This window comes from Ruegeria sp. YTSC192, from assembly GCF_059609705.1.
This window is the reverse complement of sequence record NZ_JBXWMG010000003.1, coordinates 1-21,313: the sequence shown is the minus strand read 5'-3', so window position 1 is coordinate 21,313 and position 21,313 is coordinate 1. Positions and strand designations below refer to the sequence as shown.

General features: G+C 58.3%; 18 protein-coding genes and 1 tRNA gene. 5 read left to right on the top strand and 14 right to left on the bottom strand.

Annotated elements, in window-relative coordinates; all coding sequences use genetic code 11:
- Positions 1 to 287: 287 nt before the first annotated feature.
- Complete coding sequence (locus AC2FD8_RS05535) at positions 288 to 1,022, bottom strand: class I SAM-dependent methyltransferase (protein ID WP_496854433.1); 735 nt, start codon at positions 1,020 to 1,022, stop codon at positions 288 to 290.
- A 62-nt stretch (positions 1,023 to 1,084) separates the two neighbouring features.
- Between AC2FD8_RS05535 and gloB the strand changes: the two genes are divergently transcribed.
- Both gloB and clpA read left to right on the top strand, forming a co-directional pair.
- Positions 1,085 to 1,852: a hydroxyacylglutathione hydrolase gene (gene gloB, locus AC2FD8_RS05530; protein ID WP_496854432.1), complete on the top strand. Its 768-nt coding sequence runs from the start codon at positions 1,085 to 1,087 to the stop codon at positions 1,850 to 1,852.
- A 174-nt stretch (positions 1,853 to 2,026) separates the two neighbouring features.
- Positions 2,027 to 4,351 (top strand): ATP-dependent Clp protease ATP-binding subunit ClpA, encoded by a 2,325-nt coding sequence (gene clpA / locus AC2FD8_RS05525; protein WP_496854431.1) that lies wholly within the window; start codon positions 2,027 to 2,029, stop codon positions 4,349 to 4,351.
- Positions 4,352 to 4,706: 355 nt separating this feature from the next.
- On the opposite strand, the gene AC2FD8_RS05520 is transcribed toward clpA, so the two are convergent.
- From AC2FD8_RS05520 to AC2FD8_RS05510, 3 genes are all read right to left on the bottom strand, one after another.
- Complete coding sequence (locus AC2FD8_RS05520; RefSeq protein ID WP_496854430.1) at positions 4,707 to 6,386, bottom strand: peptidoglycan -binding protein; 1,680 nt, start codon at positions 6,384 to 6,386, stop codon at positions 4,707 to 4,709.
- A 3-nt stretch (positions 6,387 to 6,389) separates the two neighbouring features.
- The gene (locus tag AC2FD8_RS05515) at positions 6,390 to 7,568 is read right to left on the bottom strand and encodes a biopolymer transporter ExbB (protein WP_496854429.1); all 1,179 of its coding nucleotides are present in this window, start codon (positions 7,566 to 7,568) and stop codon (positions 6,390 to 6,392) included.
- 69 nt (positions 7,569 to 7,637) lie between these two features.
- The gene (locus AC2FD8_RS05510; protein WP_496854428.1) at positions 7,638 to 8,168 is read right to left on the bottom strand and encodes a gamma-glutamylcyclotransferase; all 531 of its coding nucleotides are present in this window, start codon (positions 8,166 to 8,168) and stop codon (positions 7,638 to 7,640) included.
- A gap of 67 nt (positions 8,169 to 8,235) precedes the next feature.
- On the opposite strand from AC2FD8_RS05510, the gene AC2FD8_RS05505 reads away from it, so the two are divergent.
- Complete coding sequence (locus tag AC2FD8_RS05505) at positions 8,236 to 9,237, top strand: DUF2125 domain-containing protein (protein ID WP_496854427.1); 1,002 nt, start codon at positions 8,236 to 8,238, stop codon at positions 9,235 to 9,237.
- On the opposite strand, the gene AC2FD8_RS05500 is transcribed toward AC2FD8_RS05505, so the two are convergent.
- The 4 genes from AC2FD8_RS05500 to AC2FD8_RS05485 all read right to left on the bottom strand — a co-directional run bounded on the left by AC2FD8_RS05500 (position 9,234) and on the right by AC2FD8_RS05485 (position 13,561).
- On the bottom strand, positions 9,234 to 10,082 hold the full coding sequence (locus AC2FD8_RS05500) for an extensin-like domain-containing protein (protein WP_496854426.1): 849 nt from the start codon (positions 10,080 to 10,082) through the stop codon (positions 9,234 to 9,236). The genes AC2FD8_RS05505 and AC2FD8_RS05500 overlap by 4 nt on opposite strands.
- Positions 10,079 to 10,999, bottom strand: coding sequence for a prephenate/arogenate dehydrogenase family protein (locus AC2FD8_RS05495; RefSeq protein WP_496854425.1), 921 nt, complete (start codon positions 10,997 to 10,999; stop codon positions 10,079 to 10,081). The genes AC2FD8_RS05500 and AC2FD8_RS05495 overlap by 4 nt, the downstream gene beginning before the upstream one ends.
- Positions 10,996 to 12,081, bottom strand: coding sequence for a histidinol-phosphate transaminase (hisC, locus tag AC2FD8_RS05490; protein ID WP_496854424.1), 1,086 nt, complete (start codon positions 12,079 to 12,081; stop codon positions 10,996 to 10,998). The genes AC2FD8_RS05495 and hisC overlap by 4 nt, the downstream gene beginning before the upstream one ends.
- Before the next feature lie 64 nt (positions 12,082 to 12,145).
- Positions 12,146 to 13,561, bottom strand: a complete 1,416-nt coding sequence (locus AC2FD8_RS05485) for an aminotransferase class V-fold PLP-dependent enzyme (RefSeq protein ID WP_496854423.1) — start codon at positions 13,559 to 13,561, stop codon at positions 12,146 to 12,148.
- 102 nt (positions 13,562 to 13,663) lie between these two features.
- Between AC2FD8_RS05485 and AC2FD8_RS05480 the strand changes: the two genes are divergently transcribed.
- The gene (locus AC2FD8_RS05480) at positions 13,664 to 14,125 is read left to right on the top strand and encodes an Lrp/AsnC family transcriptional regulator (protein WP_496854422.1); all 462 of its coding nucleotides are present in this window, start codon (positions 13,664 to 13,666) and stop codon (positions 14,123 to 14,125) included.
- A 126-nt stretch (positions 14,126 to 14,251) separates the two neighbouring features.
- Here AC2FD8_RS05480 and rpsD read toward each other — a convergent pair whose 3' ends face one another.
- The 6 genes from rpsD to AC2FD8_RS05450 all read right to left on the bottom strand — a co-directional run bounded on the left by rpsD (position 14,252) and on the right by AC2FD8_RS05450 (position 20,310).
- The gene (rpsD, locus tag AC2FD8_RS05475) at positions 14,252 to 14,872 is read right to left on the bottom strand and encodes a 30S ribosomal protein S4 (protein ID WP_058275494.1); all 621 of its coding nucleotides are present in this window, start codon (positions 14,870 to 14,872) and stop codon (positions 14,252 to 14,254) included.
- A 308-nt stretch (positions 14,873 to 15,180) separates the two neighbouring features.
- The gene (locus AC2FD8_RS05470) at positions 15,181 to 15,648 is read right to left on the bottom strand and encodes a hypothetical protein (protein ID WP_496854421.1); all 468 of its coding nucleotides are present in this window, start codon (positions 15,646 to 15,648) and stop codon (positions 15,181 to 15,183) included.
- Positions 15,649 to 16,327: 679 nt separating this feature from the next.
- On the bottom strand, positions 16,328 to 16,987 hold the full coding sequence (locus AC2FD8_RS05465; RefSeq protein ID WP_496854420.1) for a hypothetical protein: 660 nt from the start codon (positions 16,985 to 16,987) through the stop codon (positions 16,328 to 16,330).
- 733 nt (positions 16,988 to 17,720) lie between these two features.
- Positions 17,721 to 17,797 (bottom strand) — tRNA-Met (locus AC2FD8_RS05460).
- Between the two features lie 85 nt (positions 17,798 to 17,882).
- On the bottom strand, positions 17,883 to 18,854 hold the full coding sequence (locus AC2FD8_RS05455; RefSeq protein ID WP_496854419.1) for an alpha/beta fold hydrolase: 972 nt from the start codon (positions 18,852 to 18,854) through the stop codon (positions 17,883 to 17,885).
- Position 18,855: 1 nt separating this feature from the next.
- Positions 18,856 to 20,310: a flavin-containing monooxygenase gene (locus AC2FD8_RS05450; RefSeq protein ID WP_496854418.1), complete on the bottom strand. Its 1,455-nt coding sequence runs from the start codon at positions 20,308 to 20,310 to the stop codon at positions 18,856 to 18,858.
- A gap of 506 nt (positions 20,311 to 20,816) precedes the next feature.
- Between AC2FD8_RS05450 and AC2FD8_RS05445 the strand changes: the two genes are divergently transcribed.
- A partial coding sequence (locus AC2FD8_RS05445; protein WP_496854888.1) for a BCCT family transporter occupies positions 20,817 to 21,313 on the top strand: 497 nt, incomplete at its 3' end.

Sequence of the window (21,313 nt, the reverse complement as noted above, 5' to 3'; positions counted from 1 at the left end):
TACTTTAGGCCCCGAAAACCGCGCAAGCAGCCACCTCGGGGGCGTGAAGAAACCCCGTCCTTGAAGGGCGGGGATCAAAATCACCGGGGATGTATCAGAGGTGCTTCCACCAAGCAATATGCTATAGCGGTAACAGAATTATCCACAAATCGTTATTTTTCATAAGCTTAACCCAAGTGCGACGGTTTGGACCCCCCGGCGCAGTTGAAAAATGTTACTGATTTGCAGGTTTTTGCGATTCCTGTGGCCATTTATCCGCAATTTTTCCCGCTGAATGCACGGAGTCGTCACGCCGGTTTCAACAAACCGTCCAGCGCCTTGATCGGGCGTTTCACCTTGTCCTTGGTGACCGTACCGCTTGGCGGGCGGATCAGTTTGCTGACCTCGACCATCAGCACGCCTCCGGCCATTATGGTGGGAATACGTTGGCCGGTTTTTTCGATCAGGCTGCCCGATTTCAGCCAGAACCTCCGGAACGAAGGCGGCAGGTACAGTGCTGAAAAATGGCTTTCGGGAACAAAGTGATGGCTGCGCAACTGGTTTTCCAACTGCGTGGCCGAATATGGGTGGCCAAACCCAAAAGGCGTCCGGTCGGACCGCGACCACAACCCCGCACGGTTCGGCACCACAAAAAGCGCCCTGCCCCCGGGCCCCAGAACACGCCAGCATTCATCAAGCACCTTGCTGGGCTTTTCCGATGTCTCAAGCCCGTGCATCACCACCAGCTTGTCCACATGTCCCGTCTCGATCGGCCAGAGCGTTTCTTCGGTCAGGACCGAAACATTGGGCATTCCGGCAGGCCACGGCATTACCCCCTGAGGGCCGGGCATCAATCCGATGACCCGCCGCGCATCGGCCAGGTAGGGGCGTAGAAGAGGGACCGCAAAGCCAAATCCGGCCACCGTCTGGCCCTTGGCCTCGGGCCAGAGGTCGATCAACCGGCCACGAATCGCGGCCTGCGCCGCACGGCCCAGCGTGCTGCGATAGTAGAAATTCCTCAGATCCTGCACATCAAGATGCATTGCGGACACCCGGTCAATCGGCTTAGCTGAGGCGCAGTCTAGCAACGAAAGGGCAAAAGGCCATGCCTCTTGAGATCGTAACCATCCCATGTCTCAGCGACAATTATGCGTTTCTTGCGCATGATGCCCAAAGCGGCGCGACCGCGCTGATCGACGCACCAGAAGCCGGGCCCATCCTGGCCGAGTTGGAGGCGCGCGGCTGGACCCTCAGCCATGTCTTGCTGACCCATCACCACTGGGATCATGTCGACGGGCTGCCAGGAATTCTTGAAAAACACCCAGCCACGGTGATCGGAGCCGCCGCCGACGCGCATCGCCTGCCTGCGCTCGACCAACAAGTCAGCGATGGCGATAGTTTTGAGTTTGCGGGTGAGCCAGTGCAGGTGTTGGATGTCTCGGGGCATACTTTGGGTCACATCGCCTTTTACATGCCGCAAAGCGCGGTGATCTTCACCGCAGACAGCCTGATGGCGCTGGGATGCGGGCGCTTGTTCGAAGGCACGCCAGAGCAGATGTGGCGCTCACTCAGTAAGCTTGCGGCGCTGCCGGATGACACGCTGGTCTGTTCGGGCCATGAGTACACCCAGTCTAACGCCAAATTCGCCGCCACCGTTGATCCGAACAATGCGTCACTGCAACAGCGCATCGCCGATATCGACCGCGCGCGCGCCGCAGGGCAACCCACGGTGCCCTCGAAACTGGGTCTGGAAAAGGCAACCAACCCGTTCCTTCGCCCCGATGATCCGGCGATTCTGGCTCTTTTGGGCATGGAAGGCGCAGACCCGATTGCTGCTTTTACCGAAATCAGGGGTAGAAAAGACAATTTTTGATGCCTATTTGCCCCTCCTCACGGCCACTCTCACAACAAATGTGACTGTCAAGTGAAAGAAAACCCTTGAAGCCGGGCGTCGATCAACCAAACTCTAATAGTATGAGGACATGGTTGGGATGGGGATCCGGCCGCAAGCCTGCCCCCTTCTGACCCAAGACAGAGGAGCACCCGCGTGCCTTCATTCTCGAGCACTTTGGAACAAGCCATTCACGCAGCTCTGGCAGCAGCGAATGAACGGCGGCATGAGTTTGCTACGTTAGAGCATTTACTACTCGCGCTTTTGGAAGAGCCTGACGCGATCCGGGTCATGAAAGCCTGTAGTGTCGATCTGGACGAGTTGCGCAGCACATTGGTCGAATTCATTGATGAGGATCTGTCGAACCTCGTCACCGATATCGACGGATCCGAGGCCGTGCCCACGGCAGCATTCCAACGCGTCATCCAGCGCGCAGCGATTCACGTGCAAAGTTCAGGCAGGACTGAGGTCACAGGCGCCAACGTTCTGGTTGCCATCTTCGCCGAACGTGAAAGCAACGCTGCTTATTTCCTGCAGGAACAGGACATGACCCGCTATGACGCGGTCAATTTCATCGCGCATGGCGTCGCGAAAGACCCGGCCTACGGCGAAAGCCGCTCGGTCTCGGGCGCGGATCAGGTCGAGGATGAAGTGCAGGCCACTGCCAGCGACGAAGATCAAAAAGAAAGCGCTTTGGGTAAGTATTGCGTCGATCTGAACGCAAAATCACGCGCGGGCGACGTGGACCCGCTGATCGGCCGCGCCGATGAGGTCGAGCGCTGCATTCAGGTGCTGTGCCGCCGCCGCAAGAACAACCCGTTGTTGGTAGGTGACCCAGGCGTGGGCAAAACGGCAATTGCCGAAGGTCTGGCCCGCAAGATTGTGGCCGGTGAAGCCCCGGATGTTCTGTCGAACACCACCATCTACTCGCTCGACATGGGCGCGCTGCTGGCCGGAACCCGCTATCGCGGTGATTTCGAAGAACGTCTGAAGGCCGTCGTGACCGAGTTGGAAGATCACCCTGATGCGGTGCTGTTCATCGACGAAATCCACACTGTGATCGGTGCCGGGGCAACCTCGGGCGGGGCCATGGACGCCTCCAACCTGCTGAAGCCAGCGCTTCAGGGGGGCAAGCTGCGCACCATGGGGTCGACCACTTACAAGGAATTCCGTCAACACTTCGAAAAAGACCGCGCGCTGAGCCGCCGGTTCCAGAAAATCGACGTGAACGAGCCTTCGGTCGAAGACAGCGTGAAGATCCTACGCGGTCTGAAGCCGTACTTCGAAGAGCACCACGCCATCAAATACACAGCGGATGCGATCAAAACCGCTGTGGAGCTTTCAGCGCGCTATATCAACGACCGCAAATTGCCGGACAAGGCGATCGACGTGATCGACGAGGCCGGTGCCGCGCAGCATCTGCTGGCCGAAAGCAAGCGACGCAAGACAATCGGTGTAAAGGAAATCGAGGCCGTCGTCGCCAAGATCGCCCGTATCCCGCCGAAGAACGTTACCAAAGACGATGCAGTGGTTCTGAAAGACCTCGAATCCTCGTTGAAGCGGGTGGTGTTTGGGCAAGACGATGCGATTGTGGCCTTGGCCAGCGCGATCAAGCTGGCCCGCGCCGGACTGCGGGAGCCTGAAAAGCCCATCGGCAATTACCTGTTCGCCGGTCCAACCGGTGTGGGTAAGACCGAGGTCGCGAAACAGCTGGCCGATAATCTGGGCGTGGAACTGCTCCGCTTCGACATGTCCGAATACATGGAGAAACACGCGGTCAGCCGTCTGATCGGTGCGCCTCCGGGCTATGTTGGCTTTGATCAGGGCGGTCTGCTGACGGATGGCGTCGACCAGCACCCTCACTGCGTCTTGCTCCTGGATGAGATCGAAAAGGCGCACCCGGATGTGTTCAACATCCTGCTGCAGGTCATGGACCATGGCGAGTTGACCGATCACAACGGCCGCACGGTGAATTTCCGCAACGTGGTACTGATCATGACCTCGAACGCGGGTGCGCAGGAACAGGCAAAGGCCGCCATCGGCTTTGGCCGCGACCGTCGCGAGGGCGAAGATACCGCCGCGATCGAGCGGACATTTACGCCGGAATTCCGCAACCGTCTGGACGCGGTGATCTCCTTCGCGCCGCTGCCGAAAGAGGTCATCCTGCAGGTGGTCGAGAAGTTCGTTCTGCAGCTTGAGGCGCAACTTTTGGATCGCGGCGTGACCATCGACCTGACGCCCAAAGCCGCTGCATGGCTGGCCGACAAGGGCTATGACGACAAGATGGGCGCCCGCCCTCTGGGCCGCGTGATCCAAGAGCACATCAAAAAGCCTCTGGCCGAAGAGTTGCTGTTTGGCAAACTCGCCAAGGGCGGTGTTGTTCGTGTGTCTGTCAAGAAAGGCGATCTGCATCTGGATATACTCGGCCCCGATCAGCCGCGTATTCCGGGCAACAAACCTCCGCTTTTGACGGCGGATTGATCGCAGATCATTGAAACAGAAAAACCCGCTGGTGTTTGGCGGGTTTTTTCATGTCGAAAAACCTTGTGGTCAAAGTCCCCTTGTCGCAACCCAGTGCGGATTCGACGCGCTGTAGCGGTATGGGCGACGCTTCATTGACCCAGAACCTGGCTCCGCCTTCGGCCTGGCACAACACCATCCGTCGGTATGATCCCCACACAGCCGTTTCAACCGCCTGGCACAGGTCTGCTACCCTCTGGGTCACGCGCGTCTCCTCTCAACCTATCACAGTAGTCTAGGTTTGAGGCGGGTGTGTTCCATCGGTTGAAGGGGGCAAACCCGGATCGCAAAGGCTGTTTCTCGCCACTTGCGGGCCTTAGCGCTCGGTCAGTTTCAACTCAATCCGTCGGTTCTGTGCCCGCGCCTCGGGCGTGTCTTCCGGGTTGACCGGCTGGAACTCTCCGAACCCGTTGGCGGCCAGGCGATTGGGTGGGATGCCCAGCGCTTCGACCATATAGCGCACGACGGAGAGCGCTCGACCCTGGCTCAGTTCCCAATTGTCCCGATACCGACCCGACCCGGCCAAGGGCACATTGTCGGTGTGGCCATCTACGCGGATCACCCAGTTCAGACCTTCCGGGATTTCGGCGGCAACCGTGCGCAGGATCTCAGCGACTTTGGCGACCTCTTGTCGGCCTTCCAGAGACAACACGGCCGAACCTGTGGCAAACAGCACCTCGGAAGAGAACACGAACCGGTCGCCTTCGATCCGTACACCATCCTGATCGCCCAATACGTCGCGCAGGCGGCCGAAAAATTCCGACCGGTAGCGTTGCAAATCCTCGGCCTGCGCCGTCAGCTCCTCATTCTGGCCAGCCAGCGCTTCGGCCTCGGCTTCCAGCCGTTGACGCTCGGCCTCTTCCAGCAGACGACGGCGGCGTTCTTCGGATGCCGCCCGGGCCAGAGCCGCGTTCAGGTCCTGCCCCAGAGACTGGATTTGAATTTCGGCGGCCGTATTGCGGTCCTCATAGTCGTCCAGCAGTGCCTGCAGCGACCCCAATTGTCCGCGCAACGCTGCGATCTGTTGGTTCAACAAAGCGGCCTCGCGCTGCGCCTTTTCGGAAACCGCCTGTTCCGCTGAGAGCGTCTCGCGCGCTACGGCCAGCAATGCATCGCGCTGTTCGGCCAAGGAACGCTGGGATGCGGCATCTTCCTGCGCCTCGGCCTGCGCTGCCAGAGCGGCCTGCAACTGGGCCTCCAGCTCTTCCGCGTTCAACTCGCCGAACTGTCGTTCCAGTTCTGCGCGGGCGGCATTCGCGGCGGCCAACAAGGTCAGGGTGTCCTCGGCCTCTTTGCGCTGTGCCTCTAGCGCCAGGGTCATGGCGGTCAGTTCCGCATCAGCGTTCTGAAGGCGATCCCTCAGGGCTTCGGCAGCGGCGGCCTCTGCCAGCCTGCCAGCCTCTTCCGCACTCAGCTGATCTTCGAGTTGAGCGATCTGCGCGGCGCGTTCTTCGCCGCTTTGTTCCAGATCGGCGACCAGAGCCTCCAAAGCCTCACGGCGGGCGGCGGCAAGGCGGGCGGCTTCGGCTTGCGCGTCGATTTCTTCGCGGCTTTGCGCCAAAGCCTGATTCAAACTTTCGCGTTCACCCAAAAGATCAGCCCGCTGCGTCTCAAGCGCTGCAATCGCATCTTGTGCCCGCGCCTGATCGGCCAACAGCGCTGCGACCTGAGCCTCGAACCCGGTGATCTGGCTTTGCGCCTCAGCCAGATTGTCTTCCGTTTCGGTCAGGGTGGCGTTCAAAGCCCCCAACCGTGCCTGCAGACGGCTGTTCTCACGCTCTTCCAGCCCCAAAGCACCGGCCAGCGCGGCAACCTCATCCGCAAGGGTCGTCAACTCATCTTCCTGGCCCGAGATCGTCTCACGCAGCACGAACTGGATGACCATGAAGATGGTCAGTACGAAGGTCAGAACCATCAACAGACCCGTCATCGCATCGACGAAACCAGGCCAGACCGAGCTCTGGAACCGTTGACCGGTGCGACGGGAGAGGGCCATGGGTTATTCCCCCTCGTGCGTGGTTCGAACCGCGCCGCGTGGCAGGGTCAGAGCCTTCACGAGCAATTCGATGTCCTTGCGGAATTCGTTCATGCTGTCCTGACGACCGGCCGAGATCTCTTCAAGAATACGCAGCAACTGAACATCCATCGACCGCAGGCGCATCCGGCTTTCTGCGTCGATGCCCTCGCCCGCGCCGTGTTCGCGCATATGATCCAGCAAAGCATCCTGACCCAGCGCAACACGTTCCAGCGCGGCAGCAACGCCTTCGTTATCCGCCTGACGCTGGTTCATTTGACCGATGACAGTGACCAATTGACCAAGCTTATTCGATACGTCAGCCCGTTCTGCCTCTTGCGCCGAGAACAGATCCTGCAATGCGTTCATCTGATCGGACATCGCGTCAAGCACGGGGGTTAGAACGGCAATCTCGGCCCCGCCTTCCTCGCCCGAGGCAAACCCGACCCGAGTGATGCCTGACAGCCATTCCTCAAGCTCGCGGTAGAATCGGTTCTGGCCGTGGCCGGCGAAGACCTCCAACAGACCCACGATCAATGACCCGGCAAGGCCCAGCAAGGACGACCCGAACGCAACGCCCATACCCTGCAGCTGTGCCTCAAGGCCCGTCATCAGACGATTGAAGACGGCCAGCCCTTCTTCACCGTCCTGCGGGTTCAGGCTGCGGATGGTGTCGACAATGGCAGGCACTGTGGTGGCAAGACCAAAGAACGTCCCCAAGAGGCCCAGATAGATCAGAACATTGGTGATATAGCGCGTGATCTCACGCTCTTCTTCCACCCGTTCAGCAACCGAATCCAGAATGGACCGGGTCGAGGTGGAACTGATCTGAGACCGCGCACCGCGTTCGCGCAGCAGCGAGGCCAATGGCGCAAGCAATTGAGGGGTGCGCGCATCCTCATGCACCACGCCACCCACGAAAGCCTCGATCCAGCGGACCGAACCGATCAGCTGCGCGACCTGATAGAAACAGGCGAATACGCCGATGATGAACACCAGCAAGATGAAGCCGTTCAGATAGGGGTTCGCAAAGAAGACCGGCAGCACATAGGGCAGCGCCAGAAACACCCCGAGGCCTGACAAGCCGATTGCGATCAGCATCAGAAGAATCTGCCTGATCGGTTGCGAGAAATGCGGTCTCGCGCCCTGTTGTGCCTGCGCCATGCGCGATATTCCTGGTTCTGCCTGCTCTGGGCCTGAATCTAGCGAAAAGACGCCGAGGACGCCAAGGGTTTATGCGGTGATGCTGCGCACCCGTTGCGACAACCACTCAAGATCGGAATCGTGCAGGCCGATCTCGGCCAGATGTTCGGCGGTGTTATACAGATATTCCGTATTTGGCCCGCGCCCGCCAACGGCATGAGCGATGATCTGAGCCTGCTCTTCCAAAGGCATGCCGCCGCAATATTGCACGTGATCGGCATCAATCACATAGGTTACGGCATTTACCACCTCACCATTGTCCAGATGAACGTCCAGCATCTTTTCAACATAGGCTGACGAGATCAGCTCGCGCTCACGCAGTTCCTGCAGGGTGCGATCCTCATGCCCGGCTTCCACGGCCAGCGCCAATCCCCTGCAATGCGCATCGGGCTGCTCATCCAAGGCCAGCACAAGGCCGGGGTGATCTTCGGTGCCGCGATGGTGGATCGAACTCATGCAAAAAGAGCGCGCATATCCATGCAGCATGGCCAACTCGCTGCGGGCCACGGGAAAGCCCGGGTTCCAAAGTAGCGATCCATATCCGAAAACCCACATCGTCATTGCTCTGGTCCTTGCCCGTTTGGGCCTATAAACATCAAATCCGAGGCAGGAAAAAGGGCCAATGCTCATGCGGCGTCTGATACGAGTGTTCATTTTTATCGCCATCGCATGGAGCGCCTATTGGTTCATCGCGGGCTATGGTCTGCGCAATGCGATCACCAGCTGGTTCGATGCCCAGCAGGCGCGCGGCTGGCAGGCCGAATTCTCGGGCGCTGAAACGGCGGGCTATCCGACGCATCACGTCACCCGCCTGAACAACCCGGCGCTGGCCGATCCGGTTAACGGCACCGCCTGGAGCGCCGACTGGATCGCGTTTCAAAGCCCCGCGATCTGGCCCGGCAGGCAAACCCTGAGCTTTGCAGATACACCTCAGCGCCTGTCTTATTTCGACCAGACCGCGACGATCGAGGCCAAAGGTTTGCAGGCCGAGTTGGAACTGCAACCCGGTGTCGCATTGGTGCTTGAGAAGATGGCCCTGACCGGCGGGCCATGGCTGGTCAGCGAAGACAATGAGGCGCTGGCGGGCGGCGGCACTCTGAGTGTCGTGATGGAGCAGACCTCTATCCCCGAAGCCTATGCGATCACGGCACAAATCGACGGCTTCACCCCCGGCGAAGATCTGCGCGCGCTGATGCAATCGGCGACCTCTCTTCCTCAGCGGTTCGAGACGTTGCAGTTGGATATGCTGACCACGTTCGACAAGCCTTGGGATCGGTCTGCGCTGGAAGAAAGCCGCCCTCAACCCGTCGCCATCGACCTGAATCTGGCCGAGGTCAAATGGGGCGGATTGCGCCTGTTTGCAGCCGGTGAGCTGGATGTAGACCCGCAAGGCATCCCGACCGGAGAGATTGCGATCAAAGCCGAGAACTGGCGTGACATGATCGCGATGGCAAATGCCGCCGGTGCCTTGCCCGATCAGGCTGTCGATCCGGTGACCCGCGCGCTCAACTTTCTGGCCGGGCTTGGCGGCAACCCGAACGCGCTGGACCTGCAATTGAATTTCCGTGACGGGTTCGTGGCATTGGGGCCGCTGCCTCTTGGCCCGGCCCCACGTCTGATCCTGCGCTAACGGCAGTATGACCCGGTGCGATACCGCGCCGTGTCCAGATGAAAATGGTCCCGATGATACCTGTCTGAATTGGGTCCCAACACGGTGCCAAACGGCCCGCACGCCCCGCGCCAGATCTTCTTGAGCTGCTTTTGCGACGGGTTCTTGCGCCAGCCCTTCAGGACAGTCACAACCTCTCCATCCGCCATGACAAAGCCGGATATATCGATAGCACGGCCTTTGCCATGCTCGGACACCCGCGCGCCTTTCTGGTTGTTGCGGGTCCGACAGGCATAGTGCGCGGCAACCTGCAGCTGCACCACCGGACCACGGCGTTTGAACGTGGGTTTGACGGATTTGTCGACCCATTTGTTCAACGCGATGGCCGTGCCGCAATCCATTGTCGACGCCCGACTCAGCGTTACCCCCGAGACCGAGGTGATCTGCACCGCATCCTTGATCCCACAAGCCTTGGTTTTGCTAGAGACCCGCCCGACGGGTTTGCCCTGTATCGCGATATCACCGCAGACCGACCCTTTGCGCAGCTTGCGCTTTTTGAACAGCACCTCCTGCTCCAGCGATTTGGGTCTTAGATAAGGCATCAAAGAGGTATCCGGCCCCAGCAACGGCGAATCCGCCGGACGCGCAGCTGCGGCGATCAGTTGCGGCGACTCGGGGCGTGTTTCGGGGCGCAGGTTCGGGATCGTCAAAGGCGTTGCTGCCCTGCTGGAGATCGCCACGACCTTGGCGGTTTCCAACGCTGGGTCGGGGCGCGCAACCGGATACAGCGATTGCTCGGGCGCCGACGCTTGAGTAGCCGAGGCCCAAAGCGCGGCAACAAACGCGTATCGGATAACCTGCTTCACGACCCTGCCTTTCCCCGGCCAAAGTCCGGCGCATCGGTATCCTGACCCGCATCAATAATCCCACGCCGGATCGCGCGGGTGCGGGTGAAATAGTCGAACAGATGCTCTCCGTCCCCGGTGCGGATCGCGCGTTGCAAGGCGAAGAGCTCTTCGGTGAAACGGCCCAAAATCTCAAGCGTTGCGTCCTTGTTGGTCAGGAACACGTCGCGCCACATGGTTGGGTCCGAGGCCGCAATGCGGGTGAAATCCCGAAAGCCCGCAGCCGAGTATTTGATGACCTCGCTATCGGTCACACGGCGCAGGTCATCTGCAACACCCACCATCGTATAGGCAATCAGGTGCGGCGCATGAGAGGTCACGGCCAGAACCAGATCATGGTGGTCGGCGTCCATTTCATCGACATTCGCCCCCATGCCTTCCCACAAGGCCCGCAACTGGGCGATGGCCTCGGGGTCCGATCCCTCGACCGGCACCAGCAGACACCAGCGATTGTCATAGAGTTCGGCAAACCCAGACTCTGGTCCAGAATGCTCGGTCCCGGCCAATGGGTGCGCCGGGATGAAATGTACGCCTTCAGGGATATGAGGCGACACGGCCTCGATCACGCTGCGTTTGACCGAGCCGACATCCGTCACCGTTGCCCCCGGCTTCAGCACTGGGGCGATGTCCTGTGCGACCGCGCCCATCGCGCCAACCGGAACGCAGAGGACGACCAGATCCGCGCCTTGGGCGGCCTCTTGCGCGGTATCGCAGACCCGGTCGCACAATCCGATCTTGCGGGCGGTTTCGCGGGTGGCCTCGGAGCGTGCGTAGCCGGTGACTTCGCCAGCCAGACCTGCGCGTTTGATGGCCCAGAACATGGATGAGGCGATCAGGCCCAGCCCAATCAGCGCAACACGGTCGTAAATCTGGCTCATGCTGCGCCCTCTTTGAATGCGGTGATGGCCGCGACGACACGGCGGCAGGCTTCCTCATCGCCCACGGTAATCCGCAGGGCGTTTGGCAAGTTGTAGCCCGCAACACGCCGCACAATCAAACCCTGAGACTTGAGGTGGTCATCGCAAGCCTCAGCCTCGGCCTGATCGGCAAAGCGGGCAAGGATGAAGTTGGTGAAAGACGGGTCCGACGGGACACCGATCCTGGTCAGCTCATCCGACAACCAAACCCTCAGGCGCGCGTTTTCTGCCTGACAGAAGGACAGGAATTCGGCATCATTCACGGCCGCTTCGGCCGCAGCCAGCGCCGTCAAAGACAGGTTGAACGGTTGGCGCACCCGGTTCAGCACGTCGATGATCGACTGATGCGCATAACCCCAGCCCACGCGCATACCGCCCAACCCATATACCTTTGAAAAGGTCCGGGTCATGATCACGTTCTCATGGGCATCCACCAGAGACGCCCCGCCATCGAAACCGTCGACAAACTCGGCATAGGCCCCGTCGATGACCATCAGACAGCTATCCGGCAGACCCTGCGCCAAACGTTCCAGTTCCTGTTGCGAGATCATGGTCGAGGTTGGGTTGCCGGGATTGGTAACAAACACGATCCGCGTCTGCACTGTTACAGCCGCCAAAATGGCATCCACGTCGACCTTGCGGTCGCGCTCGGCCACCATGACCGGCGTGGCACCCGCCATCCGGGCGATGATCGGATACATGGAAAACCCATGTTCCGTATAGATCACCTCATCCCCCGGCCCTGCATAGGCCTGAGCGATGAATTGCAGCACTTCGTCACTGCCGACACCACAGATGATCCGCGCCGGGTCCAGACCGTGACGGGCGCCAACCGCATTGCGCAGGCTGGCGTGGTCGGTGCTGGGGTAGCGATGCAAGGTTGCGGCGCTGTCGCGAACCGCCTCAATCGCTTTGGGGCTGGGGCCAAACGGGTTTTCGTTGGAGCTGAGCTTGATCACATGCTCAACACCCGCCACATGCGACTGGCCGCCTTGATACAGCGCGATGTCCATAATGCCGGGTTGAGGGGTAATCTTGGTCATGAGAGGCTCCGTTTATTGGGCCCCTCATACCTGTCTCAACGCTTTCAGAAAAGCCGCAATTCCATCATGCGGCTTTGAAGCGCGCAGTCGCCGGGTCGGCATTGTAGAACGGTGCGAATTCTTCGGTCCGGTGGGACAGGTCATTGACGCTGTCGATGATGAACTGAACCGTTTCCTCGCGCATCAGATACGAGAAGTTCAGGCGCACCCATCCGGGCTTTTTCATCTCTTCACCCGCGGACAGAGCGGCGTGCAACTCCTCTGACGCGGCACGATCTATGCCCAGAAGCCGATGCGCATATGGCCCGGCACAGGCGCACCCTCCGCGCGCCTGAATGCCGTATATGTCGCTGAGCATCCGCGTGAACAGTTGCTGATGCACCGGTTGCCCTGCGTTGTCGCGCACGAGGAATGAAAAGATCGGCAGGCGATGTGCGTTTTCCACGCCAAGCAATGTCAGGTTCGGATTGTCCTTCCATCCCTCCAGCGCCATTTGGTTATATTGCGCCTCGCGCCGGGCGATCTCGTCCGTTCCGACGACATCCTTGACGATGAAGGCGAGTGCCGCGCGGATATCACCAATCACATTGGGCGTTCCTGCCTCCTCTCGCGTTGACAGGTTTTCACTGTAGTCGTGACGCCAGGGTGAGACGAAACTCACCGTCCCCCCGCCCGGCCAGCTGGGACAACGACGCTGTACAACACTCTGGTTTACAACCAATACGCCCGACGCCCCCGGTCCGCCCGGAAACTTGTGCGGCGATACCACGATCGCATCTTTGCGCGCATCCGCTGGCCCCATGTCCATCGGCAGGTAGGGCCCGCCCCCGGCATAGTCCCAAACGGCCAAAGCGCCATAAGACTTGAGCAAACGCGTCACCGGATCGGGATCCGTGATGATCCCCGTCACATTGGACGCAGCCGAAAATGACCCGATCAACAGATCCGCATCAGCGTGCGTGTCCAACGCCTCCTTCAACGCGCGCAGATCAACGCCCCCTTCAGCTGCTTCCGGAATCTCAACCACCAATGCCTTGCTCTCGCGCCATGGCAAAATGTTCGAGTGATGCTCATAGGGACCGATTAGGACAACCGGTTGATCAGCTTCCGCCACCCCAAGCAAGCTGACCAACCGGTTGAGCCCCGCCGTGGCACCGGACCCGGTAAAGATAACCGCGTCTTCTCCCCTCGCGCCAACAAGGCGGGCTATCTCGTCACGCGCTTCGCGACGCAGACGGGTCATATAAGACCCGCAGAAGGAGGCCTCGGTGTGGCTGTTGGCATAAAACGGCAGCACATGATTGGCCACAAAGTCTTCGACCTGTCGCAACGCGCGACCCGAAGCAACGTAATCCGCATAGACAAGCGGCACGTCCCCCTGCAGACCCGGGATCAGAACATTCTCTCCGATCAGCCCGTCGCGCAGATGGGAATTGTGAGTGGTGGAACAGAGATCTGCACGGAATTTGGACAAGGTCATAGCATTGGCTCCTTACTGTCCGTCCAATGTGATCCATCAGAAGTGAGAAAACATTATCATTTTTTGCATTTTAATCACGTTTTATGTGTCATATGATTAGGAATGTCGCAAAAGTTAGATCAAATAGACACCCTCCTGCTGAGAGAGCTTCAAAAAGACGCCACGCTCTCGCAGCGTGAATTGGCCGATCGGGTCGGCCTGTCCCAGAACGCGTGTTGGCGCAGGTTGAAGGCGCTGAATGAAACCGGGGTTCTGATAGGCTCAACCGCCCGCATCGCACGCGAGACTTTGGGGTTGAGCCTTGTGGTTTTCGTCATGCTGCGCACCCGGCATCACTCGGCCGAGTGGCTGCAGGAATTCCGCCGCCATGTTCTGACCATCCCCGAGGTGGTGGATTTCCATCGGATCGGCGGAGACTATGACTATCAACTGAAAGTCGTGACCCAGGATATGGCCTCATATGACAAGGTCTACCAACGCCTGATTGAGAAAGTCGAACTGGACAGCGTCACCTCTTACTTCGCGATGGAAGCCATTGCCGAAAATCGCCCCCTGCCAATCTGATCCGCCACTTCATCTGGCCAAAAATATCTCGGGGGTGTCGCGCAGCGACGGGGGCAGAGCCCCCATCCCAACAAAAAAAGACCGCGCTGAAAGCGCGGCCCTTGTATTCTCGAATGTCGGCGAAGATTAGTTCTTCGCGTAGAATTCAACGACCAGGTTTGGCTCCATGACGACCGGATAAGGCACATCGCCCAGACCCGGCGCGCGCACGAAGGTCGCGGTCATTTTCGAGTGGTCTGCGTCGATGTAGTCAGGAACATCACGCTCGGCCAGTGCGGCAGCTTCCAGAACAACAGCCAGTTGCTTGGACTTGTCACGCACTTCGATCACGTCGCCTTCTTTGACACGGTAGCTGGGGATATTCACCCGCTTGCCGTTCACTTTGACGTGGCCGTGGTTCACGAACTGACGTGCGGCAAATACAGTCGCAACGAATTTGGCGCGGTAAACAACAGCGTCCAGACGACGCTCCAGCAGACCGATCAGGTTTTCACCGGTATCGCCGTTCACACGCACAGCTTCGGCGTAGATGCGGCGGAACTGCTTCTCGGTCAGGTCGCCATAGTAGCCTTTCAGCTTCTGCTTGGCGCGCAACTGCAGACCGAAGTCCGACAGTTTGCCCTTACGGCGCTGGCCGTGCTGGCCGGGACCGTATTCACGGCGGTTGACCGGGGATTTCGGACGACCCCAGATGTTTTCGCCCATCCGGCGGTCGATTTTGTACTTGGCAGACGTGCGTTTGGTCACGGCTGATCTCCTTTAATGTGGCATTTCGGCTTGATCCGAAAGCTGGTTCCCACTTTTCGGGCCGAAACAGCGTCTCCGCTCGGACCGGGTAGTTCCAGTTCAGACCAGGCGTAGTGCCGGGGTATAAAGGGCGTTGTCCTCTTGAGGTTTCCCCCATGACAGGTATCCCCTTGCGGGGGCCACCAACACCAATGAAGCCGCGCTTATATCCGTAGATGTACCAGAGTCAACACGCACCGAAGGCCCTGCTCGGAATTTCTTGAATAGTTTTGAAGCCAGAGGATTCAGCAACAGCCAGTCAGCCGATCCTACGAAAAAGACCCTGGAGCAGACTTACCCGGGAATGCCACCACATTTGCGGTCGGCTGCGGGTCGCTCTTCAGGTCGGTAGCGGCATGCGTCAAGTCGCTGATCCAGAAATCCTGATCCCGAGGCGGACAGCCGGTGTTAAACACCAAAGTCGGCCCTTGTTCATCAGCAGTGACAATCAAATCAGCCGCAAAGCGCTGCGCCCCGTTGGTCAAAGTGACCGAACCGCAATACTCTCCCGTGATATCTTGCACAACCGAGAACGCGCCTCGGGTGCGCATAGCTGTTGCACCGATATTTCCCAATTGCTCAAGGTTTTGCTCTGCCACGTCGCTCAACATCAGCGCCTGACCACGCCAGGACCATGCGGACCCAACAGATAAAAAGGCCAAAGGCGCTGCCTCAAGCCCGTCAAGCTCGGTTTGATTCCATGAAATGGCTACACGACCGTTATATCCGGCTCTCATCTGCCCGCCTGCACTTATAAACACCCCAACCAGTACTCAACTCGCTTTATCAGGGGAGATTTCGGCGGAAAAGAGACAGAATTTGAGCAATCACGTGAATGTTGCTGAATTGAATCAAATATTCGTGTTCAATCCTGCGTCGCTCAAACGTCCTGGCGGACGCATATGACTTGTAAACACTTGATAAAAATCACAATTAAGCGGCTCAATGATATCGCAGGCAGCCATAGCTGCACTACAGTTTCACCCTGAGACTTGACGCCCAGACCTCAACTTCGACCTTGCTGATCGGATTAGGTGAAGCCCGGCATCAACGGTTTGAACAGACACTGACAGACAACCTGAGAGGCTGTAACGCTCCACTTCCTCTACAAAAAATTGCAAATCCAGAGCGGGTGCGCGGTTTACCATCTGCTCCGACCGCCGACGGAAGAAAGGCTCGAACAAGCTTCTGAGGCATTTACTGAAGACAATTTCCAAATCGCGACCTTGTCCCAGGTGCGGCTCGTCATCGACATCATCGAAGAGATACCTGATCGCGATGTGCTATTGGAGACCTCAAACCACCCAAAAGGCCGAGGTGAAAATGAACAACGCAGTCCCGCGCGCCGAGCAGATTGACGCGGAAGCGTGCGACCTGATCCGCAACACAAAACTTTTAACGTTGCCAAATTTACGCTTAGAAAGTTTGCCTGCTCAGATCATTCAGTTCATCGACCATTGCACCCAATGCCTTGTTGAGTTGATATTTCAACGTCACCTGCGCGCTCAGTATTTTCTTGGTTTCTTCCAAGGCTGAAATCAAAGCGTCGGCCCTGAGCTCCTCTTCCTTCAGCATTTTCGCAAATTTCGATTTCAACCCCTCGACGTCTTTCTGTGATTTCTTGAAGGCGGTTTCACACTGTCCAAACAGATTGGCGAGCGAGATTTTTGAGGTCTCTTTCTTGCAACTTGAAAAGGCCCTTTCAAGCTTCGTGGATTCCGCAATGTACAAGTAGTTAATCTTGGCCGTGTCGCTCAGCGTCTTCTTCTTCCTTGCCTTCGCTTCCTTGATTTCGACCTCAACGCTTTCAAGCAATTCCTGAGTGACATTCAGCGACGCATCAGCCGCAAAATTCATATCCAGAAAAAGAGAATGCACAGGTCGAATGTCTTTCTTGGCGACCATAGGTAGATAGATTTCATCCCCTGCTGTCACATCTGTGTACTTCTTCCGGGTCTTTCTAATTTTGGCATTGAAGGGCGCTTTGAAAATCTTCTCGACGTCGGAACCGGAAAATTTATGTTTGGTTACGGCAGAGAGCATCGTCTCGCCCTTGCCCAACTTATATTTTCTCAAAGGTATTTTCATGGCCTAAAATCTCTCATTTTAACAAAATTTTCTATGAATTATGAAAGTGCAGGCAAGCAGGCTATCCTGCGTCTCGCCTTACTCCGAAGGGAGGGGGCGCACCCACCACAGACGCGCCCCGCCTTTGGGGAGGATTGTTAAAATTCAGCGTTCTCAAATACACCAACGCTCACTCGTTAATGGACCCAATATGGCCGATACCTCTGGGGTGGTCAGTGATGCGGGTTACACATTTCGGTTTTTTTTGCGCAAATGTTCCGACAGGGGTCAACCGCCATTCCTGTCGGTTGCCCGCCTTGGGCTTGCTCGCCGTCTTCGCCGTGGGCGTCGTATTCGGCGGGTCTATCGTGAGTTGATCATGTTGCGTGACACTCTGCGGGCGCGGCTTTTGCCTCATGAGGGGCAACGCCGCTTGCACCCCGAGGCACCCGAACGAGAAATTCACCAATCCCGCCCGCCGAAAACGACAAAGCCCCGCCAAGGCGGGGCAGAGCGTGAGGCTTAGGGTATTTGATCTTCGGTGGGGATTTCTTGCCCGGGCAGCTTAGGCCGCCATCGGTGCGTCGAACCGACGGAGAATGCGACCTAGTAGACAGGACAATCGGTTAGGAGCGGGTTAGAACCCATACTGTCGGGTTGCAGTCCCACTGCAGTCCCGGCGGGAAACCCGCAGCGAGGATTTTGGCTACTGAATGCAACCGCCTGATATTCAAGGGGATTTTGGTAGCGGAGGAGGGACTTGAACCCCCGACACGCGGATTATGATTCCGCTGCTCTAACCAACTGAGCTACTCCGCCATGAGTGAGAGGCGATTTAAGGGAGCGGTCAGGGAGGGTCAAGAGGGAAAACACCGCCGCCTTGCGGATTCTTTCAGATCATTGGCTACCCCTCCCGCGGAAGAGCAGACCCCGCCGCAATGTCAGCGGCAACACCGGCAATGAAAGCGGCGCAGCGGTCAGGCTCGGTGATCAGGATCATGTGCCCTGCCCCGTCAATCACCTCGTATCCAAGCCCAAAGCGCTCCATCGGCGGGCCGTGGTGAGAGGCGGACAGGATTGCATCCTCGGTGCCATAGAGAATGGCACCCGGTGTTCTGAGCGCATCATAGCGGGCCACTTGCTCGGAGATGCTGAGATCAACGCCGATCACATCCTCGGACGCCGTGACAAAGGCCGAGGGGCGCAGGCCAAGGGCGCCGCCCGCGCGATCTAGAAAATCCGAAGGCGGCGTTTCCGGATCGAACACCGCCCCCAAGGTATGCGGTGCGGTTTTTGCTGCGATGGGAACGGCCAGCGTGTTGCCAATCAAGCGGCGCAGCCATTGGGTTCGAATCTCCAACGGTTTGAAAACCGCCGGCGTCCCCGGCAGTTTTTGGGTCAACGGGGCAAGCAGCGCCAGTCCGCCTACCCTATCGGGAAAGTCCAGCGCCATCGCCAGCGACACTGCTCCGCCCAGCGAATGCCCGACCAGAACCGCGCCAGAGACATCCTTGGCCTCAAGAAACTCGGCTATCATCCGCGCCTGCTCAGGTAGATGGGCCAGATCAGCACCATCGCGTGTGGAATACCCGCATCCCGGCCGATCAAGCGCGACTACGTGATACTCCTCGGCCAGTTTGTCGACCAGCGCGTAGGTGTAGTGCTGCAACTGCCCTGCCAGCCCGTGGATCATCACAATGGTTTGCGCGTTCGGGTCGCCTTTTTCCAAATAGTGAATGCGCCCGCCGCGCACTGGAAGGATTTGCCCCATCTGTGGAACGGTTTTCAGACCATCCCGCATCAGGCTGCGTGTCCAGAGGTGCATCCCCAGCAGAAACACCGCGAAGATGGCCAGTAGAATAAGAAGCGTCGTCATATCAAACCTCGTTGCCTGCGGCTGGGACCGGGGCGTATTGCTCTAACCCGGACTGTGCCATGCGCTTTTGGAATTCTGCAACCGTTCCGGGCCACAGGGTTGTATTTCGACCATCGCTATCTTGATACCACGACGTACACCCACCGACCTGCCAGACACTATCAGTATGTCGGTCCTGCATTTCCTTGGTGAATGCGGCTTGCCGTGCGGGGTCTGGTACAACAGCCTCCAGCCGCTGACTTTGCATCCCGTCCAGCACGCGACCGATATGGTCGACCTGCGCCTCGATCATCAAAACGACCGAGTTGTGGCCAAGGCCAGTATGCGGCCCAAGCAGAATGAAGAAATTCGGAAATCCTGCGATGGCAGTGCCCAGATTGGCTTGCATCCCGCCCGCCCATGCATTGCGCAAAGTCTGCCCATCTGCACCGGTTATATCCAAACGTTCGACCATATCGGTGACGTGAAAGCCCGTGCCCCATATCAGGATGTCGGCCTGCGTTTCGCTGCCATCTGCGGCGATGATCCTGTCTGTATCAATCGAACGGACACCCTGAGCTATGACGTCGACGTTGTCACGCGCCAGCGCCGGGTACCAATCGTTCGAACTGAGGATACGCTTGCAGCCGATGCGGTAATCTGGCGTCAGCTTCTCGATTTCGGCAGGGTCCGAGATCGCGCCTTCCAACGCCTTTCGCCACAGCTTCATGGCAAATTGAACCATCCGCGGATCACCGCGAAACACCCTATGACGGTACTCAAACACCGCGAAGATCAGTTTGCGCCGCAATCGCGGCAACAGCGGAACGCGCGCATAAAGCTTGCGAACCCATGCGGCGATAGGGCCATCAGGACGCGGCAAAACATAGGGCGCGCTGCGTTGGAAAATCGTGACATGGCCAGCTGTTTTCGCGATCTCGGGCACGAATTGCACCGCCGAGGCGCCCGTCCCTACCACTGCCACGCGCCTACCCGCGACCGAAACGTCGTGATCCCATTGCGCCGAGTGGAAGCTGGGGCCCAAAAAACTGCCAGCACCCGGGATGTTCGGAATACTGGGATGATGCAACGCACCGATGGCCGAGACCAGAAACCGCGCGGACCACGTTTCCCCCGATTGCGTTTTGACCCGCCAGCGCGTGCCATCCCATTTGGCCGACTTCAGCTCTTGGTGAAAATGGCAGAGATCATAGAGGCCTTCCCCGCGCGCTACATCCTGCAAATAAGCTTGGATCTCGGCCCCTCCGGCGTAGGCGCGGCTCCAGTTTGGATTGAGATGCATTGCCATTGAATAGAGGTGCGAGGGAATATCGCAGGCAACACCGGGATAGGTATTCTCGCGCCATGTGCCGCCGATATCACCCGCCTTTTCCAGAATGGCGATACTGCGAATACCACGTTTGCGCGCCTCAAGCGCCATGCTAAGCCCGGAAAACCCGGCTCCGATGATCAACATGTCGACATTGTGATCCACGCGCTCGCCCCTCTCAAAACGATCAACCTGTGTTGGTAAAAACTATAGGCGTTGGCGCAGACCTGAACAGCATCCCTTTGGGTAAGGCAGCCGTAACAATACCCATATTAAGTGAGTTTGGCCCGCTTGGATGTCTTCTTCAGCTCATCCCAACAAATCAGAACCAACCATATGAAGACGCAAGGTTGATCTATCGGTCGCCAAAGCGTCAAGAAGCGTCGGTTATTGAAACTTCATTTACGACAAGAGCGTCTAGCCTGTCAAACCAGCCCACTTGAGCAAAGACGCCCCATTGGTTTCCACTTAACGACGAAACCACAAGGAAGAATCCAAGACGCGCCAGGACCTGAGTGGGACAGGATCTGAGGGAGACGGGACCTGAAAGCGCGTGCCTGACCAACCGGTGCGATCACCGCAAAAACACAAGAGAAGCGCCCGCAAGTAGAATGGCCTTCCACCCTATCAAATCGACAACACGGAGGAATTTGATGTCGATTAAAGAACCGTTTACGGATTTGGACATTAAGACCGCGGATAGCGGTTTTTATGAGAATAACAGCGTTCCGATTGCGCTGATCAGTAAAGGTGTGCTGGTTGCCCTTGTGCTTTGGGCGCTGGTCTTTCCGGCTAATGCGAACAGCACTCTGGGCAGCTGGAACTTCCAGCTTCTGGAGGTTTTCAACAGCTTTTACATCATCATCGTCGGTCTGTTTTTCTTCTTTCTGGCCATTGTTGCGCTGATCCCGTCCACGGGTAAGCGGGTGATGGGCACGCCCGGGGAAAAGCCCGAGTTCTCGAACTTCTCGTGGTTCTCGATGATGTTCGGGGCCGGTCTGGGTGTGGGCCTGATGGTGTTTGCCACCGCCGAGCCTCTGGGCCTGTGGGGCTCGAACCCCGTGGTTGTCGCAGGCGACGTGCCGGGCAATGAGCCTGAGGCGGTTCAGTCGGCCTATCGCTACACCTATCTGCATTATGGCTTCCACGC